Source organism: Streptomyces changanensis, from assembly GCF_024600715.1.
Classification (GTDB): Bacteria; Actinomycetota; Actinomycetes; order Streptomycetales; family Streptomycetaceae; genus Streptomyces; species Streptomyces changanensis.
This window is the reverse complement of the sequence record NZ_CP102332.1, coordinates 338,656-360,085: the sequence shown is the minus strand read 5'-3', so window position 1 is coordinate 360,085 and position 21,430 is coordinate 338,656. Positions and strand designations below refer to the sequence as shown.

General features: G+C 74.9%; 12 protein-coding genes. 3 read left to right on the top strand and 9 right to left on the bottom strand.

Annotated features, from left to right (window positions below; translation table 11 throughout):
* Nucleotides 1-110: 110 nt before the first annotated feature.
* Nucleotides 111-1,808, bottom strand: coding sequence for a transcriptional regulator (locus NRO40_RS01560; protein ID WP_257375309.1), 1,698 nt, complete (start codon nt 1,806-1,808; stop codon nt 111-113).
* A 330-nt stretch (nt 1,809-2,138) separates the two neighbouring features.
* On the opposite strand from NRO40_RS01560, the gene NRO40_RS01555 reads away from it, so the two are divergent.
* Nucleotides 2,139-4,685: an alpha-L-arabinofuranosidase C-terminal domain-containing protein gene (locus tag NRO40_RS01555; RefSeq protein ID WP_058940699.1), complete on the top strand. Its 2,547-nt coding sequence runs from the start codon at nt 2,139-2,141 to the stop codon at nt 4,683-4,685.
* 243 nt (nt 4,686-4,928) lie between these two features.
* Entirely contained in the window at nt 4,929-5,954 is a 1,026-nt protein-coding gene (locus tag NRO40_RS01550) for a LacI family DNA-binding transcriptional regulator (RefSeq protein ID WP_058940700.1), read from the top strand.
* A 51-nt stretch (nt 5,955-6,005) separates the two neighbouring features.
* Here the strand turns inward: NRO40_RS01550 and NRO40_RS01545 are convergent, their stop codons facing one another.
* The 8 genes from NRO40_RS01545 to NRO40_RS01510 all read right to left on the bottom strand — a co-directional run bounded on the left by NRO40_RS01545 (nt 6,006) and on the right by NRO40_RS01510 (nt 18,140).
* On the bottom strand, nt 6,006-6,752 hold the full coding sequence (locus NRO40_RS01545) for a tyrosine-protein phosphatase (protein WP_058940701.1): 747 nt from the start codon (nt 6,750-6,752) through the stop codon (nt 6,006-6,008).
* A 135-nt stretch (nt 6,753-6,887) separates the two neighbouring features.
* The gene (locus tag NRO40_RS01540) at nt 6,888-7,619 is read right to left on the bottom strand and encodes a GH12 family glycosyl hydrolase domain-containing protein (protein ID WP_058940702.1); all 732 of its coding nucleotides are present in this window, start codon (nt 7,617-7,619) and stop codon (nt 6,888-6,890) included.
* A 41-nt stretch (nt 7,620-7,660) separates the two neighbouring features.
* Nucleotides 7,661-9,934, bottom strand: coding sequence for a glycosyl hydrolase family 95 catalytic domain-containing protein (locus tag NRO40_RS01535; protein WP_058940795.1), 2,274 nt, complete (start codon nt 9,932-9,934; stop codon nt 7,661-7,663).
* Between the two features lie 62 nt (nt 9,935-9,996).
* Nucleotides 9,997-11,970 carry a beta-galactosidase gene (locus NRO40_RS01530; protein ID WP_058940703.1) on the bottom strand — a complete coding sequence of 658 codons (1,974 nt, stop codon included), beginning with the start codon at nt 11,968-11,970 and terminating at the stop codon, nt 9,997-9,999.
* Complete coding sequence (locus NRO40_RS01525) at nt 11,970-14,201, bottom strand: WD40/YVTN/BNR-like repeat-containing protein (RefSeq protein ID WP_058940704.1); 2,232 nt, start codon at nt 14,199-14,201, stop codon at nt 11,970-11,972. The genes NRO40_RS01530 and NRO40_RS01525 overlap by 1 nt, the downstream gene beginning before the upstream one ends.
* A gap of 112 nt (nt 14,202-14,313) precedes the next feature.
* Nucleotides 14,314-15,228 (bottom strand): carbohydrate ABC transporter permease, encoded by a 915-nt coding sequence (locus tag NRO40_RS01520; RefSeq protein WP_058940705.1) that lies wholly within the window; start codon nt 15,226-15,228, stop codon nt 14,314-14,316.
* Entirely contained in the window at nt 15,228-16,202 is a 975-nt protein-coding gene (locus NRO40_RS01515; protein ID WP_058940796.1) for an ABC transporter permease, read from the bottom strand. Before NRO40_RS01515 ends, NRO40_RS01520 begins: the two co-directional genes overlap by 1 nt.
* A gap of 246 nt (nt 16,203-16,448) precedes the next feature.
* The gene (locus NRO40_RS01510; protein WP_058940706.1) at nt 16,449-18,140 is read right to left on the bottom strand and encodes a type 2 periplasmic-binding domain-containing protein; all 1,692 of its coding nucleotides are present in this window, start codon (nt 18,138-18,140) and stop codon (nt 16,449-16,451) included.
* Nucleotides 18,141-18,493: 353 nt separating this feature from the next.
* On the opposite strand from NRO40_RS01510, the gene NRO40_RS01505 reads away from it, so the two are divergent.
* The gene (locus NRO40_RS01505; protein ID WP_058940707.1) at nt 18,494-21,364 is read left to right on the top strand and encodes a glycoside hydrolase family 3 C-terminal domain-containing protein; all 2,871 of its coding nucleotides are present in this window, start codon (nt 18,494-18,496) and stop codon (nt 21,362-21,364) included.
* The last annotated feature ends 66 nt before the right edge of the window (nt 21,365-21,430 follow it).

Sequence of the window (21,430 nt, the reverse complement as noted above, 5' to 3'; positions counted from 1 at the left end):
CGGACCGCCACCCGGTCGCCCGCGGGGTGCGGGCCCGACCGGTCCGCCGGTCCGCCGGCCCGCCGGGCGGCTCGGCGACCCGCCGGCCCGGTCAGCCGGGGGCCGGTCGGTCAGCCGGCCGCGAACGGGCCCCAGCCGCCGGCCCCGGGCGGGAACTGGTACGTCGGCACGCCCCGCGCGGCGCTGGTGGAGAAGGGCCGCCCCCGGTCGTCCAGCCGGAGCGTGCCGCTGCGGCCGCCGCTGCTCCACTCCAGCTCCAGGTACCAGCGCACGTGGCGGGCGCTCGTGTGCGCGGTGATCTTCAGCACCTGCGGGTCGTCGCGGGACACCGTGTACGGGAAGTCCGAGGCGGGCAGGAAGCGGTCGCCCTGGTACCCGGCCACCGGCACCGGGCGCGGCCGGGCCGCGTCCAGGTTGACGTCGTGGCCCTGCAGCCGCGCCTCCCCGCCGCAGCCGACGCCCATCACGTAGGCGTTGCCGGGCAGCGGCTGCGACGTCTCCACCGTCCGCACGTGCAGCGCCTTGAGGACGACGGTCTCGTCGCCGACCCCCTGGAGCGACACGCCGATCACCATCTCCCCGCCGGGTGCCCCGCCCAGGGCGGTCACCCAGCCGCGGGCCCCCTGCTCGGACGGCGGAGGCGGCATCCCGGCCGGCGGCCGGTCCACGACGTAGACCTGACTGCACGGGTCCTTCCAGACGTACGGGTCGACGTCGGCCGTCAGCGGCACGGCGGGCACCTGCCGGACGCCGGCGCCCCCCGGCGCCGCACCGCCCCCGCCGGAACCGCCGGGCCCGCCGGGTCCGCCGGGAGAGGGGCGGGCGGGCGCCGTACCGCCGACGGGCGCGGAGGCGGCGGCCGGGGGCGAGGTCGCGGGCCGCCGGGCGGGGGTCGTCGGGCCGGCGCCGGGGCGGGCGTGGGTGGAGGGCGCGGCGGAGCCCTCCACCACGGTGGGCACGTCCGGGCCGGCGGGGGAGGGGAGCGAGCGGTGGGTCAGCGCGACGGCGGCGCCGGACACCGCGAGGACGGCCGTCCCCGCCACGGCGGCCAGCAGCCGTACGCGTCGGCGGCGGCCCGCCGCGTGGTCGGGGCGCTCCGGCGGGGCCGCTTCCGGTTGCCGTCCTGCGCGCGCCTCCGCTTCCGGCCCGCTCGCGGTACCGTCGGCCCGGTTCTCGCCGGCCGGGGATCGCTCGCCGTCGGCGAGGGCGCCCCCGGACGCGGGCGGCGCGGGCGTCGGGTCCGGAGCCGGTACGGGGGCCGGCGCCCCTTCCGGCCGGGGTCCCGCTGCCCGGGCCGGCGCGGGCCCCGGAGCCGACGCCGCCTCCGGGCCGGACGCCGGTCCCGCTGTCGGCCCCGTCGTGGCTGCCGGCTTCGGGTCCGTCCCGGACGCCGCCTCCGGCCCCGCCCCGGGTTCCGCCTCCGGCCCCGCCCCGGGTTCCGCCTCCGGCCCCGCCCCGGCTTCCGGTACCGGCGCCGGGCCCCGGTCCGGTAGCGCGGCGGGCGCCGTCGCGGTGCCCACGGGCGGCACGGACGGCTCGGCGGCGGCCGACGCGGCGGCCTTGGCCCGGCGCCGTGCCTCGTCCGCCACGATCCAGCTCCGGTGCAGCCGCAGCAGCTCCTCGCGGTCCGCCCCGCACAGTCGCGCCAGCCTCTCGACGGGGGCGAACTCCGTCGGCACCGCGTCCCCGTTGCAGTACCGGTGCAGCGTCGACGTGCTCATGTGCATCTGCTTGGCGAGCGCCCCGTAACTCCGCCCGGACCGCTCCTTGAGCTCCCGCAGGAGGTCCGCCAGACCTGCCCTCTCCATCCCCACCCCGTGTGTTCCCTTTCGTTCCGCCGTACCCGGAAGGCGCTGGGGGACGAACGTTCCCCGAGGTCGGGCGCCGCGTGCGAGCGTTCCGGTCCCTCCCATTGTCGCCGCGGCTCACCGCGGCCGGCGACCGGCCCGCGCGGCGCGCCCCACGACCGTCGCGACGCCCGGCCGGTGACGGAACGTCAGTGCCGGAGGCGGTGTCGTGGCCGTCGGAGCCGATCCGGTCCGGACCGTTGACGCGTCAACTCCCCGTGCCTATCTTCCTGTTCGAAGTCCTGGTCAATGTCCGACATATCGAACAGATGAGATTCCAGGAGCACCCACATGACCTCCATACGGCCGAGGCTCGTCCTCGCGCTGGCCGCCGCCCTGGTCGGCACCCTGCTCGCCGCCCCCACCCGGGCGGACGGCACCCCCGCGGCCGATCCGGTCGACCACACGCTCACCGTCCATCCGGGCCGCGCCGGCCCCGCCATCGACCGCACCATGTACGGCGTCTTCTTCGAGGACATCAACAACGCGGCCGACGGCGGGCTCTACGCCGAGCTGGTGCGCAACCGGTCCTTCGAGTTCTCGACCACCGACAACCGCGCCTACACCCCGCTCACCGCCTGGCGGGAGACGTCGCACGGCGGCGCCACCGGCACCGTGCGCGTCGTCGACGACGCCCACCGCCTCAACGAGCGCAACCGCGCCCACGCGCGTCTGGACCTGTCCGGCGGCGGGGCGCCCGGCTCCGGGTACGGTCTGGTCAACACCGGGCACGGCCCGGGGGTCGCCCTGCGCGCCGGGGCGCGCTACGACTTCTCCGTCTGGGCCAGGACCGACCAGCGTCGCGGCACCCGTCTCACCGCGCGGCTCCAGGACGCGGCCGGCGCGGCCCTGTCGGAGCCGCTCACCCTCACCGTGCGCGGCGACCGCTGGGCGAAGTACACCGGCACCCTCACCGCCCGCGCCGCCGCGTCGGGCGCGCGCCTCGCCGTCACGGCGCAGGGCACCGGTGTGCTGCGCCTCGACATGGTGTCCCTCTTCCCGCGCGACACCTACAAGGGCAGGCCCGGCGGCCTGCGCAAGGACCTCGCCGAGAAGATCGCCGCGCTGCGGCCGGGCTTCCTGCGCTTCCCGGGCGGCTGCCTCGTCAACACCGGCTCCCACCAGGCGTACGAGGCCCCGAACTGGGAGCGCGCCCGCTCCTACCAGTGGAAGGACACCATCGGCCCGGTCGAGCAGCGGGCCGTCAACGCCAACTTCTGGGGCTACCACCAGAGCTACGGTCTCGGGTACTACGAGTACTTCCAGTTCGCCGAGGACATCGGCGCCATGCCGCTGCCCGTCGTGCCCGCCCTCGTCACCGGCTGCGGCCAGAACCGCGTCACGGACGACCCGGCCCTCCTGCGGCGCCACATCCAGGACACCCTCGACCTCATCGAGTTCGCCAACGGGCCCGTGACCTCGCCGTGGGGCCGCAAGCGCGCCGAGATGGGCCACCCCAGGCCGTTCGGCCTCACCCACCTCGCGGTGGGCAACGAGGAGAACCTGCCCGACGCCTACTTCGAGCGCTTCCAGCAGTTCCGCGCCGCGATCGAGGCGAAGCACCCGGACGTCACCGTCGTCGGCAACTCCGGCCCCGACGACTCCGGCACCACCTTCGACCGCCTGTGGCGCCTCAACCGCGACGCGGGTGTCGCCATGGTCGACGAGCACTACTACAACGGCCCGCAGTGGTTCCTGGAGAACAACGAGCGGTACGACGCCTACGACCGCGGCGGCCCCGACGTCTTCCTCGGCGAGTACGCCTCCCGTGGTGACCGCTTCTCCAACGCCCTGGCCGAAGCCGCCTTCATGACCGGCCTGGAGCGCAACGCCGATGTCGTCAAGATGGCCTCCTACGCCCCGCTGCTCGCGGACGTGGGCGAGAACCAGTGGCGGCCCGACATGATCTGGTTCGACTCGACCCGCTCCTGGGGCTCCACCAGCTACGAGGTCCAGAAGCTGTTCATGAACAACACGGGTGACCGGGTCGTCCCCAGCGAGGCCACGGGCACACCGCAGTCCGCCGCCCCGATCACCGGAGCCGTGGGGCTGTCGACCTGGGCGACCAGCGCCGCCTACGACGACGTGCGCGTCACGGGGGCGGACGGCACGACCCTGCTCGCCGACGACTTCTCGGCCGGCGACGGCCGGTGGACCCGGGCCGCGGGGCGCGGCACGTGGAGCGTCCGCGACGGGGCGCTCGTCCAGTCCGACGAGACCGCCCAGGACACCCTCGTCACGGCGGGCGACCCCTCGTGGCACGACTACGACCTGCGGGTCAAGGCCACCAAGAAGGCCGGCAGCGAGGGCTTCCTCGTCGCCTTCGGCGTCCGCGACACCGGCAACCTCCACTGGTGGAACCTCGGCGGCTGGAACAACACCCGCTCCGCCGTGGAGAAGGCGGTCGACGGTGCCAAGGAGACGCTCGTCGAGGACACCACCACCGTCGAGACCGGGCGCACCTACGACCTCCACGTCCAGGTGCGCGGCCGTCAGGTGACGCTGTACGTCGACGGGCAGCGCTGGGGCGGCTTCACCGACGACAACCGCGCCGAGCCGTTCCGGCAGGTCGTGACCCGCGACGCCGCCACCGGCGAGCTCGTCGTCAAGGTCGTCAACGCTCAGGCCGCCCCCGCTCGCACCCGGATCGACCTGGGCGCGGACCCCGCCTCCGGCACCGCCCGGGCGACGACGCTGAGCGCCGCGCCGGACGCCGTCAACACCGCCGACGACCAGCCGGTCCGGCCGGTCGCGTCGACCGTGACGGGGGTGGCGAGGACGTTCACGCACACCTTCCCGCCGCACTCGGTCACCTTCCTGCGGATCGCCACCCGGTAGCGGGCCGCCGCCGGCCGCCGCACCGGGCGGCCGGAAGGGACCGCAAGCCCGGTCCCTTCACTACCCTGGGCCGGGGAGGACCGTCGTCCTCCCCGGCCCCTCCCCGTGCCGGGGACGGCGTGGCACAATCTGTCGAAGCGCTTCGACGGACACTCTGGACAGGGGTCGGCGGCGCCCTTAATGTCAGTGCACAGTCAGTCGAAGCGCTTCACTTCGCCTGTGCCCTACCGTCCGGGAGAGCCGATGGTCACCCTCGCCGATGTCGCTCAGCACGCCGGAGTCTCCGCCAGCACGGTGAGCTACGTCCTGAGCGGCAAGCGGTCCATCTCCGCCTCCACCCGGGCCCGCGTCGAGCGCAGCATCGCGCAGCTCGGCTACCACCCCAACGCCGGCGCCCGCGCCCTCGCCAGCAGCCGGTCCAACATCATCGCCCTGATGATCCCGCTGCGCACCGACATGTACGTCCCGGTGATGATGGAGATCGCCATCGCCGTCGCCACCACCGCGCGCGCCCACGGGTACGACGTACTGCTGCTGACCGGCGAGGAGGGGCCGGCCGCGGTGCGCCGCATCGAGGGCAGCGCGCTCGCCGACGCCATGATCCTCATGGACGTCCAGCTGGACGACGACCGCCTGCCCCTGCTCCGCGGGGCCACCCGCCCCGGCGTGCTCATCGGCCTGCCGGCCGACCCGACCGGCCTCAGCTGCGTCGACCTCGACTTCGAGGCCGCGGGCGCGCTCTGCGCCGACCATCTGGCAGGGCTCGGCCACCGGGAGATCGCCGTCATCGGCGAGGCCGCCGCCGTCTACGAGCGCCACACCGGCTTCGCCGAACGCACGCTGAACGGGCTGCGGGAGCGCAGCGGCGCACTCGGCCTGAGACTCCTGCACCGGCCCTGCGAGGGCAGCTACGCGGCCGTCGCCGCGACCCTCGCCCGCGTCTACGACGAGCGCCCCGGCACCACCGCCTTCGTCGTGCAGAACGAGGCGGCGACCGATCCGCTCCTCGCCCTCCTGCGCCAGCAGGGCCGTGCGGTCCCCGAGGACGTCTCGGTGGTGGCGATCTGCCCCGAGCAGGTCGCCGCGCACGCCTCCGTCCCCCTCACCTCCGTCGCCGTGCCGGCCCAGCGGATGGGCCGGCACGCCGTCGAGCAGGTCGTCGCGAAGCTGGAGGGACGCGGTGCCGACGAGCTCGTCCTGCTGGCGCCGGAACTGACCGTCCGGGAGAGCACCGGCCCCCGCCCGGTCGTCCCCGTCCCCCGCCCCTGACGCGCCGGGCGTCTCGACGGGCGGGGGCCAGGGGCGGCCGGCCGGGTGGCCTCAGCGGACGGAGGCCGGCTCCAGCAGGTTCCGGCGCAGCGCGTCCACGAGGGCGCCGTCCACGCCCAGGCGCTCGGTCGCGTAACCGGCCGGCGACCCGTACCGCGCCGCCAGGCCGTCCAGGAACAGCCGCATCACCTCGCCGGGCGCGCGCCCGAAGTCCGGCCAGGTGAGCTCTCGGCCGGGGTGGTTCGCGCGCCAGTCCGCGACCAGCCGCTCCGTGGCCAGCCCCGTCAGGGCGAAGTCCTCGACCACGGCGTCCTCGGGCACCCGCAGCAGCCCCAGCACCAGCGCGGCCAGCAGGCCGGTGCGGTCCTTGCCGGAGGCGCAGTGGAAGACCACCGGTCCGCTCCCCGCGTCGGCGATCAGCTCCAGGGCGCGGCGCAGCTCGCGCACCCCGTCCTCGGCCACCTCCAGGTAGCGCTCGGCCAGGTACGGCCCGATCGCGACGTCCGCGGTGAGCCGCGACTGGTCGTAGGGACGGTGCTCCACGCTGAGGTTGTGGTACGTGAACGACGGGTGGGCCGGCACCCGGCCCCGCCCGTCGATCTCCCACGGGTAGCGCAGGTCGATGACGGTGCGGACGCCGAGCCCGAGAAACCGGTCCCAGTCGGCGCCCCCGCGCAGCTTGCCCAGCGAGTCCGACCGGTAGAGCCGCCCCCACCGTACGACGTGCCCGTCCTCGGTCGCGTAACCACCCAAGTCCCGGAAGTTGTGCAGCCGTTCGAACACCAGGTGTCTGTCCATGCGCCGATCATGGCACCCGCGGGGCCGGCGGATCCCGGGCCCCGGCCCGGGGCGGGCCGCCGCCGCGCGTCCCCCCTCGAAGACGCACGGCGGCGGCGGTACGGACCGGGCGCGCGCGGCGCGCCCGGACACCTCCTAGCGGGCGGAGACCGTCAGGTTCCGCGTGAGGAACTCCAGGCCCCCCGGCGACGAGGTGATCTCGAAGCCGAACTGCACGTCACCGATGGTCTCGTCGCCCCACCAGCCCTTCACGTCCCTGATCCACCGCAGGACGGGCAGGATGTCGACCGTGCCGGAGGTCGAATCGGAGGTCCGCACGAACGAGAACACGTCGTGGTACGAGCCGTCGGGGTCGGTCACCCGCCCCTTGTAGACGTTCCAGCCGTGCCCGCCGAGCGTCGCGGAGCCCTGCGGGCTGCCCAGCGGGCCCACCGGGCCGTGGTGGTTCATCCAGAGCATGACCTCGTAGTCGTAGTCCGTGTCCCAGATGTCGTACGCGGTGTTGTAGGCGCCGGTCGTCGGGACGGTGACCCGGTAGTCGCTCGAGAGGGAGGACAGTCCGCTGATCTTCCGGTCCAGCCTCTTCTTGGCGTTCGGGTACGACTTGATGCCGCCCGTGCCGGGGTGGTCGGCCCAGACCCCCCAGCTCGCCGGGGAGTCGGCCCAGGTGCACTGGGCGCCGGCGCCCCTGCCCCAGATGTTGTTGTACAGCGTGTAGCCGCCCAGTGAGGTGTTGCCCCACTGCTCGCAGCTGTGCCAGGCGGCGGCCTGTGCCGGGGCCGCCGTGAGGCCGAGCGTCACGCCGAACGCCAGCACCGGTGCGAGGAGCGCCCTGCGGATCCGGCGGCGGGGGATGTGTCGTGCCATGGTGTCCTTCCCATGGGTGGGGGGATGGGGTGGGGATGGGGTCAACCGGTGCGCAGCGTCAGCACCAGGTCCTCGCCGGCGGTCAGCTCCAGCGGATGCCCGCCGGCGGGGGTGCGGAGGTCGATCCGCGCCGACCTGGACGGCCGGATCGAGGCGGTGCAGGTGCCGTCGCGCCACTCCAGGTCCACGCGGGCGCCGCACCGCGTGCGCACGCCGCTCAACGCGCCCCGCGTCCACCCCTCGGGCAGTGCCGGCAGCAGCACGAGGCGCTCCGGCGTCGACTGCACCAGCAGCTCGACCAGCAGGGCGGGCAGGGCGTGCGCGGCGTCGGCGTTGTACACGTCGCGGCCCGGGTAGTGCGCGCTCATCAGCGACGCGTGGAAGAAGTCGCCGCGCAGCACCCGCCCCAGCGCGGCCGCCGCCCGGTCGCCGTCCCGCAGCCGCGCGGCGACCAGGGCGTGGTGGAGGTGGCCGTGGGCCGAGTCGTTCTCCGCGCCCCGCAGCTCCAGGGCCCGGTGCGCGGCCCGCGCCAGGGCGGGGGTGTCGTACGGGGTGATCTCGTGCAGCGGCCAGACCGGGTAGAGGTGGCTGAGGTGGCGGTGGTCGTAGCGGTCGGCGAGCCCGGGCCACGCCCACTCGGCGAGGGCCCCGTCGTCGTTGATCCGGTAGTCGGGCAGGCGCGCGGCGAGGGCGCGCAACCGGTCCGCGTCGTCGGGCAGGTGGTCGGCGGCGGTCGTCAGGGCGTGCCGGGCGGCGGCGATGTCCATGGTGGCGTCGAGGGTGACCCAGCCCGCGTTGGCCGGGCGGTTCTCCGGCGAGTAGGACGGTACGACGACGACCCTGCCGTCGGGGCCGGTGCGGGTGAGGAAGTCCTCGTAGAACCGGGCCACTTCGGCGAGGGCAGCCACCAGACGCGGGTCGGTCGCCCCGGTGGTCTCGGCGTGCTCGACGAGCGGCACCAGCAACCAGTCCGCGCCGGCCGTCCACACGTGCAGCGGGTAGTCGCGCCGGAAGTGGTACGCGTGCCCCGACGTCCCGTCCGTGTGGGACGGCGCGACGACCCCGCGCGTCCCGAACACCTCGCGGGCGTTGTCGCGCCAATCCGGCAACTGCCCGTACACGAACGCCGCGTGCGCCTCCGTGACCTCCGGCAGCGCGGCCGCCGCGGCCGAAGCCGTCTGCAGGTTCAGGTTGGCGTTGGTGGTGAACGCCCCCGACCAGGCCGTGTCCCAGTCGCCGGTCCACAGGCCGACCAGGCGCGGCGGCAGCATCCCGCTCGACGACAGCAGGTGGTACCGCCCGGCCGCGAAGAGCCGCTCCAGCAGCGCCGCGCTCTCCGGCCGGCGGAGCAGGGCGCTGCCGGGGAGGGCCCGTTCCTCCGGGAGCCCCCCGAGGTCCAGGGCCACGCGCTCGTAGGCGGTGCGGTGCGCGGACTCGTGCCGGGCGAGCAGCCGCCGGTACGCGTCCCCCGGCGGGGTGCCCTCCGGTGAGGCGTCTCCCGGTGAGGCGTCCGCGGCGAGCAGGGCACGCAGCGCGGCCGCCGTCCCGCGGGCGTCGGCGTCGCCGGTGTGCCGGCGCACCCGGGTGAGCAGCAGCGCCTCCCGGGCGCCGGTCACACGGACGCCGTCGCCGTCGACCGCCGTCGTCCCGCCGGCCGCGACGACGAGCGTGACACCGGTGAAGGACTCCTCACCGCCGGGGTGGCGGGCCCGCAGGGTGAGGAGCGCGCCGTCCGGCGCCGGTACGACGCCCCGGCCGACGGCCAGCCCCGCCGGTGCGCCGGGGAGGTCCGGATCGAGGGTGATGTGGGCGTCGAGCGGGGCACCGGTGACGTACTGGACGATCACGTCGTCGGCGCGCGAGACGAACGACCGGCTCGCGCGCCCGGCGCACTCGGCCCGGACGACGCCGGTCGTGAAGTCGACGTCACGCCGGTACCCCGCCGGCACGCCCCGCACCCCGCCGGCCGTGCCCGCCTCACCGGCCGTGCCCGCCCCGCCGGGGCCGGGGCGCCGCAGGCGTACCGCGAAGGCCGGGTGGAACGCCCCCACCCAGCGCAGTCCGCGCCCGTCCGTGAACGCCTCCCCGGCCGCGGTGTCCCCGGCCAGCAGCCGGTCCCGCAGCCCCTCCAGCCCCGACGCCAGCCGGGGCGGCAGCGTGTCGCCCCGCGGCACCGGGCGGACGAGCGTGTGATGCGTGACGACGAGCCGGTCGTCGGCCGGGTCGCCGAAGACCAGGGCTCCGTGGCGGCCGTTGCCGGCGAGGAACGCGTCCTCCCACCGCGCCGCCGGCTCCGGCTCCCACGTGCCGTGCACCGGCCCCCCGCCGCCCGTGGCGGAGCCGTCCGAGTGGGCGCCGTCCGCGAGGGCGCCGCCCGTCACGCGGCCCCCTCGCGGAGCACCGCCACCCCGTACCGCTCCAGGGCGAGCGTCCCGGTGACCGGCGTCCCCGCCAGCAGCTCCCGGTACTCCCCGGGCACCGGCACCTCGACCGGTGTCCGCCCGTGGTTGAGGACGAACAGCAGGTCGCCGCGCCGGACCGCCTCCACCCCCGTGGGCAGCCCGTCGAGGACCGGCCGCACCCCGGCGCCGTCGGCGATCCGCGCCAGCAGGTCGCGCAGGGCGGCGGGCTCGGGGAGAGTCGACAGGTACCAGGCGCGGTCCCGGCGCAGCACCGCCGGCAGGCCCGCCAGCTCCCCGTCCCGGTACGCGGCCACCACCTCGGCGTCCGGCGCCTCCAGCTCCTCCGACCACAGGGTGCCCGCGAAGCCGTCGCACGCGACCTTCTCGTCCCGGTCCAGCGGCCACCACTCGTGCAGGGTGCCGATCCCGAACAGGGCGCGCAGCCGCTCGTCCATGCCGCCCGGCCGGACCCGGTCGTCCTCGTCGGCCACCCCGGTGAGGAACCCGCACACCAGGGTGCCGCCCCCGGCCGCGTACGCGACGAGGTTGTCGACGGCCGCGTCGGTCAGCAGGTACAGCTGGGGCACGACGACCACGCGGTAGCCGCCCAGGTCGTGCTCGGGGTGGGCGAAGTCCGCGGTGAGCCCGCCCTCCCACAGGGCCCGGTGCCAGGCCCGCACCACCTCCGGGTACGCGACCTCCCGCGAGGGCCGGCCCTCCTGCTCGGCGGCCCACCACGCGTGCCAGTCGTGGAGGACCGCGACGTCCGACGCGACCCGCGTGCCCGCGACCCGCGGACCGAGGGCGGCCAGCTCGGCACCGATCCGCTTGACCTCCCCGAAGGTGCGGCCGTGCTCACCGGCGTGCGACACCATCCCCGAGTGGAACTTCTCCGCCCCCTGCCGGGACTGCCGCCACTGGAAGTAGCAGACGGCGTCCGCGCCGCGCGCCACGGACTGCAGGGAGTGCAGCCGGTTCAGGCCGCGCGGCTTCGGGTGGTTGACGCCCCGCCAGTTGACCGGACCCGCCGCCTGTTCCATCACCATCCACGGCCCGCGCGCCTGGGAACGGGTCATGTCGCCGATCATCGCGTTGTACTGGCCGCCGAGCGGGTCCTTCGGGTCCGGGTACACGTCGACCGAGACGGCGTCCTCCTCGGCGGCCCACCGCCAGGCGTCCTGGCCCGTCCAGAACGGCATGAAGTTCGTCGTGACCGGCACGTGCGGGGAGTGGCGGGCGACGATGTCGCGCTCCGCCACGTAGCACTCCAGCAGCGCGTCCGAGGTGAACCGGCGGAAGTCCAGCAGGTGCGCCGGGTTGCGCAGGTACTGGGCGCGGCGCGGCGGGATCACCTCGTCCCACGTGTCATACCGCTGCGACCAGAACGCCGTGCCCCACGCCTCGTTGAGCGCGTCCACCGTGCCGTACCGGGCCTCCAGCCAGCGGCGGAAGTGGCGCGCGGTGGCGTCGCACCAGCAGAACGTGCAGTACTCGTTGTTGACGTGCCACAGGGTGAGCGCCGGATGGTCGCCGTAGCGTGCCGCCAGGTCCTCGGTGAGCGCGGTCGCGTACGCCCGGTAGGTGGGCGAGCTGGGGCAGAAGTGCTGGCGGGACCCCCACCACACGGTCCGCCCGTCCTCGTCACGCGGGAGCGTGTCGGGGTGCCGGGCGCCCATCCACGGCGGGGGCGAGGCGGTCGGCGTGGCCAGCACCACGCCGATGTCGTGGGAGTGCAGCAGCTCCGTCAGCCGGTCGAGCCAGCCGAATTCGCGCACCCCCGGACGGGGTTCGATCCGCGCCCAGGAGAAGACGCCGACGGTCACCGAGTTGACGCCGGCGTCCCGCATCAGCCGGACGTCGTCGGCCCAGGTCTCCTCGGGCCACTGCTCCGGGTTGTAGTCGCCGCCGAAGAGGATCCGGCCCCGGGTGGCGTCGCCGAGCGCGGGCATCAGACGGGGTCCCCGTACTGGACGCCGCGGCCGTTCGTGCCGAGGTAGACCCGGCCGTGGACGCGCGGGTCGCCGGTGACGACCTCGCCGGTCCACCCCCACTGGTGGGCGTCGTCGTTGATCCGCACCCAGCCGCGCCCGGCGTCGTCCGACCGGTACACGCCGGTGACGTCGCCGACCGTGCCCGTCTGGAAGACAGCCGGGTAGCCGCCGCCGCGGGGCGCCGCCTTGCCGAAGCCGAGCGCGTACGACGCCCGGCAGCCGGCCACGCGGGTGAAGGCGCGCCCGCCGTCCGTGGAGCGGAACAGGCCGTGCTCCTTGGCGGACAGCCACAGGTCGCCCCGACGCCCCGGCGCGGCGGCGATCCGGTACTGGACGTCCCCGGCGGGCAGTCCGGTCGCGCCCGCCGTGAAGGTGGCCCCGCCGTCCGTGCTGACGTACACGGTGCCCGCGGCGGTGTCGTAGGCGTAGAAGCGGCGCGGGTCGGCCGGGTCGGCCACCGGGACGGCCCCCTTCGGGAAGGTCGCGACCTCGGCCCAGTGGGCGCCGCCGTCGGTGGAGCGGTGCGTGGGATGCCGGGTGCCGTCCCAGTGCGTGAACGACCACAGCAGCACCCGGCCGTCGGCGCCGGCCGCGATCGGTCCGGGCGCGGTGGCGGCGACGGCGGGCTGGTCGGCGAACGGCGCCCACGTCCGGCCGCCGTCCGTGGAGTACGCGCCGTTCCCGCCCTCCCCCCAGCCCGCGCGCACCACGTACTCCGGCCGCAGCGGCGCCAGGGACAGGCCCGTCACGGTGCCGAAGACCGGGTTCGCGGCCATGCCCCGCGACGGGGAGGCCGTCAGCCGCTCGTGGTACATCACGCCGACGTCGCCCAGACCGCTCAGCAGGTGCGCCCGACCGCGCGGCGGCGACACCAGCTGGCGGACGGAGCTCTCCTCCAGGCCGCGGACCTCCGGCGCCCACCGGCGCAGGTCCCGGGTGCCGTACAGGGTGGCGCCGGTGCCGAAGACGATGTGCCGGGAGTCGAACGGGTCGAGCGCCAGCGCCTGGATCCACCAGCCGAACTTGGGCCCCTCACCGCCCCACTCCAGGAAGGGCGTCTCGGTGACGTCGAGGACGGCGGAGTCCTTCAGCGACGTCCAGGTCGCGCCGCCGTCCGTGGACCGGAACAGCGTGTCGACCTGCCCCCAGCGGTTGTTGGTGGAGACGACGACCGTGCCGGGGCGGCGCGGGTCGGTCGCCGCGCCGCCGTACCCGAACGTGTCCCCGGGCCCCGGCCGGACCGGCGTCACGTCGGTCCAGGTGCCGCTCGCCGTGTCGAGCCGGTGCACGGACCCGTCCGCCTGGCCGTTGGGGCCCGGGGCGTCCGCGTACGTCACGTACAGGGCGCGGGCCCCCGCGTCGTACGCGGCGCGGACCGGCACCCGGGCGGACGGGCCGTCCGGCCGGCCCGGCACCGCCTCCCAGGCGCCGCCGGCCGTGGTGCGGTAGAGGGCGCCGTCGCCGTCGCCCCAGCCGGCGTACACCGTGCGGCCCGCCGCGACCAGCAGGGTGACGCCCTGCCCCGTCGGGGACGGCGTCGCCGGGAAGGGCGCCGACGACCAGGTGGCGCCGCGGTCGCGGGAGACGAGCAGGCCGTCGTGGCGGGTGCCCAGCCACAGCGTGGCCGGGTCGCGCGGGTCGACCAGCAGCCGCTCGCCGGTGCCCCGCCCGTCCTCGTTGGCGCCCAGCTTCACGTCGAGGTCGGTCCTGGCCCACGTGGCGCCCCGGTCGTCGGAGCGCAGCACCGCCCCGTTGCCGGACCACGGCTGCGTGTACGTGCCGAGCGCCAGGTACAGCCGGTCGGGGTGGGCGGGGTCGACGGCCATCGCCTCGACGCCCAGCAGGTTCCAGTCGTCCCAGCCCAGGTGGTCGGTGAGCGGCGTCCACCGGGCCGTGCGGTCGTCCCACCGGTAGGCGCCGCCGATGTCCGTCCGCGCGTAGGCCAGGCCGCGCACCCGCGGGTGGAAGAGCACGCCCGTGACGAAGCCGGTGCCGCCGATCACCGCGGTACGCCAGCGGTACGGCGCCCTGCCGGCCGCCGCGCTCGCCGCGCCCGTCGTGGGGGCGGTGGCCGGGGCGGCGCCGGGGGAGGCCGGGGCGGCGTGGGCGGGGACGGACACGGCGGCGAGCGCCGCGGTGGCGGCCCCGCCGGCGAGGACGGACCGCCGGCTGAGCGGGGAGAGACACATGACACGCCTCGATCTCTGGGGGAGGTGGGGTGGGGGAGGGGGCCCGGCGGGGGCGGCGTCCGCCGGGCCGGGTGGGGAGGGGCGGGCCGAAGGGGGCGGGGACGGCCCCGGCTCAGCCCTTGACCGCGCCGGTCAGCATGCCCTTCTTGAAGTGCTTCTGGACGAACGGCGACGCGACGGCGACCGGCAGGAGCGCCAGCACCATGACGGCCATCTGCACGGAGAGCGGCGACAGCTGGTTGGTCCTGATCATCTGGGCCAGGCCGGTCGGCGGCTCCTGCTTCTGCACGATCTGGATCATGACGTTCTGCAGCGGCATCATGTCCTGGTCGGTCAGGTAGATGGAGGCGTTGAACCACGCGCTCCAGTACCCGACCGCGTAGAACAGCGCGATCACCGCGATGACCGCCCGCGACAGCGGCATGACGATCTGCCAGAGGATCCGGAAGTCGCCCGCCCCGTCGATGCGCGCGCTGTCCACGAGCTCCTGCGAGATGTTCATGAAGAACGCCCGCAGCACCAGGATGTTGAAGACGCTCACCGCACTCGGCAGGATCAGCGCCGCGTACGTGTCGGTCAGCCCCAGCGCCTGCACCAGCAGGTACGTCGGGATCAGCCCCGCGCCGAAGAACATCGTCGCCAGCAGCGCCATCAGGATCCAGCGGTGGCCCAGCGACCCCGACCGCGACAGCCCATAGGCGCACAGCACCGACACCGCCATGCTGAACAGGGTGCCGACGACGGTGACGCCCACGCTGACCAGCGCCGCCCGCTGCACCTGGCCGCCGCTGAGCAGCTCCTGGTAGGCGATGAACGTGATGTCCCTCGGGATGACGACGAGACCCCCGGCCTCCGTGATCGTCTGACGGGACGACAGGCTGGTGACGACGACGATCCACAGCGGGAAGAGGACCGCGAGGCACGCCCCGGCCAGCACGATCCCCTTGGCCGCGAGCCCCGCCTTGCGGGGCTCCTCCTCCCACACGGGGCGGGGCGTCGCCGCCCACCCCCTGCGCAGTGCCGGCATCACTTCCGGTACACCCCCTGCTCGCCCATGAGGTGGGCGATCTTGTTGGCCGTGAGGACCAGTCCCACTCCGACGACGCCCTTGACGAGGCCCGCGGCGGCCGCGTAGCCGAAGTCCTGGTTGCGGATGCCGTTCCACCACACGTACGTGTCCAGCACCTCGGCGGCGTCCGGACCCACGGCGTCCCGTTGCAGCAGCAGCTGCTCGAAGCCCACGGTGAGCGCGTCGCCGACGCGCAGCACCAGCAGCAGGGCGATCACCGGGCGCAGCGCGGGCAGCGTCACGTGCCACATCCGCCGCCACCGCCCGGCGCCGTCCATGGCAGCCGCCTCGTACAGGTCCTGGCTGACCGCGGAGAGCGCGGCGAGGAAGACGATGACCCCCCAGCCGGCGTCCTTCCAGATGCCCTCGGAGGTCACCAGGAACTTGAAGATCCCCGGGTCGGTCATCAGGTCGAAGCCCTCGACGCCGTACTGCCGCAGCGTCTGCGCGATGATGCCCGCGCCGCCGAAGATCTGCTGGAAGACGGTGATGACCAGCACCCACGAGAAGAAGTGGGGCAGGTACACGATCGCCTGGGCGACCGCCCGCACCCGCGGCCGGACGATGCTGTTGATCAGCAGCGCCAGCACGATCGGCACCGGGAAGAAGAGCACCAGCTGGAGGAGGAAGAGCACCAGGGTGTTCTCCACCGCGCGCCAGAACGCCGAGTCGGCGAGGATCCGGTCGAAGTTCTCCAGCCCGATCCACGGGCTCTCCAGCATCGCGGTGAAGCCGTTCTCGCTGAGGTAGGGGTCGTAGTCCTGGAAGGCCACGACGTTGCCGAGCACGGGGACGTAGTGGAAGACCGCGACCAGCAGCAGGGCCGGCAGCGTCATCAGGACGAGCGTCCGGTCGCGCCGGAACCGCACCCGCAGGGGCAGCTTCCGTCCCCGGCCCCCGGCCCCCTTCCCGCTCGCCATGCCGGCGGCGATCCCGGTGCCGCGGGGGCCGCCGGCCGGCGGGCCGGCCCGCGTGACGGCGGCCGCGGCCCGGGCGGGTGGGACGGCGCCGGTGGCGGAGTCGCGGGCCGCCGGCCCGCGGGGCGGCGTCCCCTCCGGTGCGGCGCCGTCCCGGCCGGAATCGGCGCCGGGTACCGTGCGGTGCTGCGACACGGTTCTCTCCTTGCGTGTCGGTCTGTCGGGCTGTCGTCGAACCGTCGACGGTGGGCCGGGGGCGGATCAGCTCGCGGAACCGGTGTCGTCGAGGAGCTTGCGGTACCAGTCGCGCAGCTTGTCGCCGCCCTTGCTCTTCCACTCCGACACGGCCTGCTGGACGTCGCCGATCTTCTTCCGGCCTCGCACGACGTCGTCCTCCAGTTGCTCGAAGTCGTCCGCGAGGTTGGTCCAGCGGCCGGGCTCGGTGACCGTCAGCCCGTAGAAGGAGGTCTTCGTCGTGAAGGCGCCCATCCGCTGCTGCCACTCCACCTGCGCCTTGACGAGGTCCGGGCGGTCCGGGTGGGCGTTGTACGGGGCGGGGTCGCCGACCAGGTCGAACGCGCCCGTCACCTGGAGGTGGCCGGTGTCGTTCTTGACCGGCATGCCGTCGCGCAGCGTGTGGTGGGTGCCCTCGACGCCGTAGTCGGTGAGCAGCCGCTCCTTCGTCCCGTAGGGCGCCGCGCAGAAGTTGGCGACGGCCAGGAAGTCCCGGACGACCGCCTCCGAGGCCTTCGCGCTGACGAAGGTGAAGATGTTCGCCGGCTGCTGGGCGTAGAGCTTCGGCGCCGACCCGTCGTGGCCGAAGACGTCCATCGCGGCCATCCGGAACTTCGGGTTCTGGGCGGCCTGCTCGATGCTCTTGACGTACCAGTGGGAGAGGTCGTTGTTGTAGACGAGGACCTGGCCGGCGGTGAACCGGTTGCCGGCGTCGCCCTGGTTCTGCGCGCGGGCGTCGGGGTGCACGACGTTCGCCGCGTACAGCTTGCGCACCCACTCCAGGGCCTCGAGGTACTCCTCGGTCTCGATCCGGTTGACGAGCTTGCCGTCGACCAGGTTCCACCACAGCGCCTTGTCGCTGCCCGGGAGGACCCCGAAGACGTTGAACGCCGTCCACTTCATGTCGTCGCAGGCCCACACCTTCGCCTTGGCGCTGGTGGCCTCCTTCGCCCAGGCGAGGAACTCGTCGGCGCTCTTCGGCACCCGGTAGCCGCGCGCTTCGAAGACGTCCTGCCGGTAGTACGGCGCGATGTTGGTGACGTACGAGGCCGGCATCGGGATGCCGCGCAGCGCGCCGCCGAAGATGGAGCGCTGCCAGGCGTCCGTGGGCACGGCGGCGAGGTTCGGGTAGTCCTTGACCTTGTCGCCGGACAGGTAGGGGCCCAGGTCGGCGAACTTGGCGTTGACGGCGCTGGGGATCTTGCCGGTGAGGTTCCAGCCCGGTACGACGACGACGTCCGGGATGTCGCTGGAGGCCAGGACGGCGCCGAGCTTCTCGTCGTAGGTGTTGCCGTCCTGGTTCTGCCACCGCGTCCGCACGCCGATGGCGGCGTCCATCGCCCGGTAGTAGGGGTTGTCGCTCTTGGGCGGCGAGCCCCACAGCGGCGCCATGATCCGCACGGTGCCGCCCTTGCCGAGCTTCTCCGGGACGGAGGTCTTGAGCCGGGCGGCCGCGAGGGCGCTGGTGAAGCCGGCGGCCGAGCCGTTCCTCGCCGGGATGTCCGGCCGCACGACGTCCTGCGCCACGTACGTGGGCAGGAGCTTCTCGGCGTCCTTCCCGCTGGTGGCGCCGTCCTTCCGCTCGCCGCGCGAGCCGCCCCCGCACGCGGAGAGCAGGGGCACCCCGCCCGCCACCGCGGCGGCGGCGACCGCCGTCGAGGCGAGGAAGCCCCTGCGGCTGGGGCCGGAGGTGCGGGCTGAGGGGGAGTTCGGCGTCATTGCGTCAACCCTTCGTGGCGCGCCAGGACACCCGGCGTCGACCGCCGGTCGGCTGCGGTGTCTGAGACGGGACGTGCGGAACTGACCGATCCGAAGCGGTCCGCCGCGTCGCGGCCGAAAGTCGGCCACCTCAGTCGAAGCGCTTCGATGTTGCTGCGAGGTTAAGTGAACACATCCGGCCGCACAAGGGTGGTCGGCAAGATTCCTCGGACCCGGAACATCCCGAAACTTCCCACGGCTCCCGGACGCCATCGAGATGTTGCCGGGGTGTGTCTTGACACCCGTGCGTCACGGCACCCAGCATCGAAGCGCTTCGAAAGACCGCTCCAGGAAACCCACAAGGGGAACCCCACGTGACCGCAGACCGGCTGCCCTTCCGTGACCCGCAGCTGCCGTTCGGCAAGCGCGTCGACGACCTGCTCGGGCGGCTCACGCCCGACGAGCGGATCGCGATGCTCCACCAGTTCGCACCCGCCGTGGAGCGTCTGGGCGTCGCGCCCTTCCGCACCGGCCAGGAGGCCCTGCACGGCGTCGCCTGGATGGGCCCCGCCACCGTCTTCCCGCAGGCCGTCGGCCTCGGGGCCACCTGGAACGAGGAGCTCGTCCGCCGCGTCGGCGAGGCCGTCTCCACCGAGGCGCGCGCCATGCGCGCCCACGACGACCGGGTCGGGCTCAACGTCTGGGCCCCCACCGTCAACCTCCTGCGCAACCCCCTGTGGGGCCGCGGCGAGGAGGGATACTCCGAGGACCCCGCGCTCACCTCCGCCATCGCCACCGCCTACACCCGCGGGCTGCGCGGCGACCACCCCGTCTACTGGCGCACCGCCCCGGTCCTCAAGCACTGGCTCGCCCACAACAACGAGACCCGCCGCGACACCACCTCGTCCTCCGTGCGCCCCCGCGTCCTGCACGAGTACGACCTGCGGGCCTTCCGCCCCGCCGTCGAGGCGGGCGCCGTCGCCGGCGTCATGCCCGCCTACAACCTCGTCAACGGACGCCCCAACCACCTCTCGCCGTACCTCGCCGAGCACCTGCGCACCTGGACCGACCAGGAGCTGCTGGTCTGCTCCGACGCCGGCGCGCCCAGCAACCTCGTCGACACCGAGCACTACCTCGACACCCACGAGGAGGCCGTCGCCGCCGCCCTGCGCGCCGGCGTCGACAGCTTCACCGACCACGGCACCGACAGCGCGCCCACCACGGCCCGGGTGCGCGGCGCCCTCGACCGCGGCCTCATCGACGCGTCCGACGTCGACACCGCGGTCCGCCGGCTGCTCCACGTGCGCTTCGCGCTCGGCGAGTTCGACCCCGAGCTCGACCCGTACGCCGGCACCGGCGCCTTCGACACCGCCGAGCACCGGGCCCTTGCGCGCGAGGCCGCCGAACAGGCCGTCGTGCTCCTCGCCAACGACGGCACCCTCCCCTTCGACCCGGCCGCCCGCCCCCGTGTCGCCGTCGTCGGCCCCCTCGCCGACACCTGCAAACTCGACTGGTACAGCGGCACCCTGATCCACCGCTCCACCCCCCTCGACGGCGTGCGCGACCGCTTCGGCGCCGACCGCGTCACCCACGCCGAGGGCGTCGACACCGTGCGCCTGCGCTGCGCCGCCGGCCTCCTGCGCGTCCCCGAGGGCGCCGGCGCCGACGGGCCCGACCTCGCCGAGCGGGTCGCGCTCGACCCGGCCCTCCTCGCCGGGCGCACCGACCTGCCGCCGCTCACCGCCGACGACCGGGGCAGCGAGTTCGCCCTCACCGACTGGGGCGGCGGCGTCCTCACGCTGCGCGCCCCCGACGGGCGCCACCTCTCCGTCGCCGACGATCGGTGGGTGCGCGCCTCCGCCGACCGGCCGGGTGGCTGGGTGGTCCAGGAGACGTTCCGGCTCGAACCGCACGGTGACGGCCACCTCCTTCGGCACATCGGAACGGGTGGTCACGTCCATGTCGCCGCCGACGGCGTGAAGGTTGCCGCCGCGGACGAGGAGCCCCCGACCCCCTTCACCGTCGAGACGGTCCGCCGCGGCGTGGACGAGGTCACCGCGGCGGCGGCGGACGCGGACGTCGTCATCGTCGTCGCGGGCAACGACCCCCACATCAACGGCCGCGAGACCGAGGACCGCGCGACCCTCGCCCTGCCCCCGGACCAGGACCGCCTGTGGCGCGCCGCCCGCGCGGCCAACCCGCGCACCGTCCTCGTCCTCACCTCGTCCTACCCCTACGCCGTGCCCGACGCCGCCGCCGAACTGCCCGCCCTGCTGTGGACGGCCCACGGCGGCCAGGCCGCCGGCACCGCGCTCGCCCGCGTCCTCGCCGGCGACGTCTCCCCGGCGGGCCGGCTGCCCCAGACCTGGTACGCCGCCGACGACGACCTGCCGGACCTGCTGGACTACGACGTCATCGGCGGCCGCCAGACCTACCTCTACTTCGACGGCCGCCCCCTCTACCCCTTCGGCCACGGCCTGACGTACACGTCCTTCGCCTACGCCGACCTCGCGGTCGAGCGCCGCGGGGACGCCTTCCGCGTGGCGTTCACCGTCACCAACACCGGACCGGCCGCGTCCGACGAGGTGGCCCAGGTGTACGTCCGCGCCCTCGCCCCGGCCGTCGCCCGCCCGCACCGCGAACTCGCCGCCCACCGCCGCGTCCACCTCGCCCCCGGGGAGGCGTGCCGACTCGCGTTCGACGTGCCCGTCACCGCGCTCGGCTGCTGGGACGTCGCCCACGGCCGCTGGACCGTGCCGGCGGGGGAGTACGCCTTCCAGGCCGGCGCCTCCAGCGCCGACATCCGCCTCGACACCGTGGTCCGCGTGGACGGACCGCCGCCGGCGCCCCGCCCCGTCCTCACCCGGGGTCTGGCCGCCGCCGACTACGACGAGCAGCACGGCACGGTCATCGCCGACCGCAGCCGGACCTCCGGCGACTGCGTCACCCCCGCCGGCGCGCGCCCGGGCGAACTGCTCTTCCGCTCCTGTGACCTCGGCGCCGGCATCGGCGGGGTCACCGTCGAGGTCTCCGGCACCGGCACGGTCGCCCTCGCCGTCGCGGACGGCCCCGACCCGGTCCCCCTGGAGGTGGCCGTGCCCGGCGGGCCGTACGACTACGCCGTCCACCGCCTGCCGGTCGCCGCGGGCGGTGTGCGGGAGCTGCGCGGTGTGCGGGACCTGCGCGTCACCCTCACCGGGTCCGTACGCCTCGCGGAACTGCGCTTCACCCCCGCGGACGCCTGACCGCGCGCCGGGCGCCGCCCGCCCGGCCGCGACCCGGCTCGCCCCGCCGCGCCAGGCGCCGGCCCG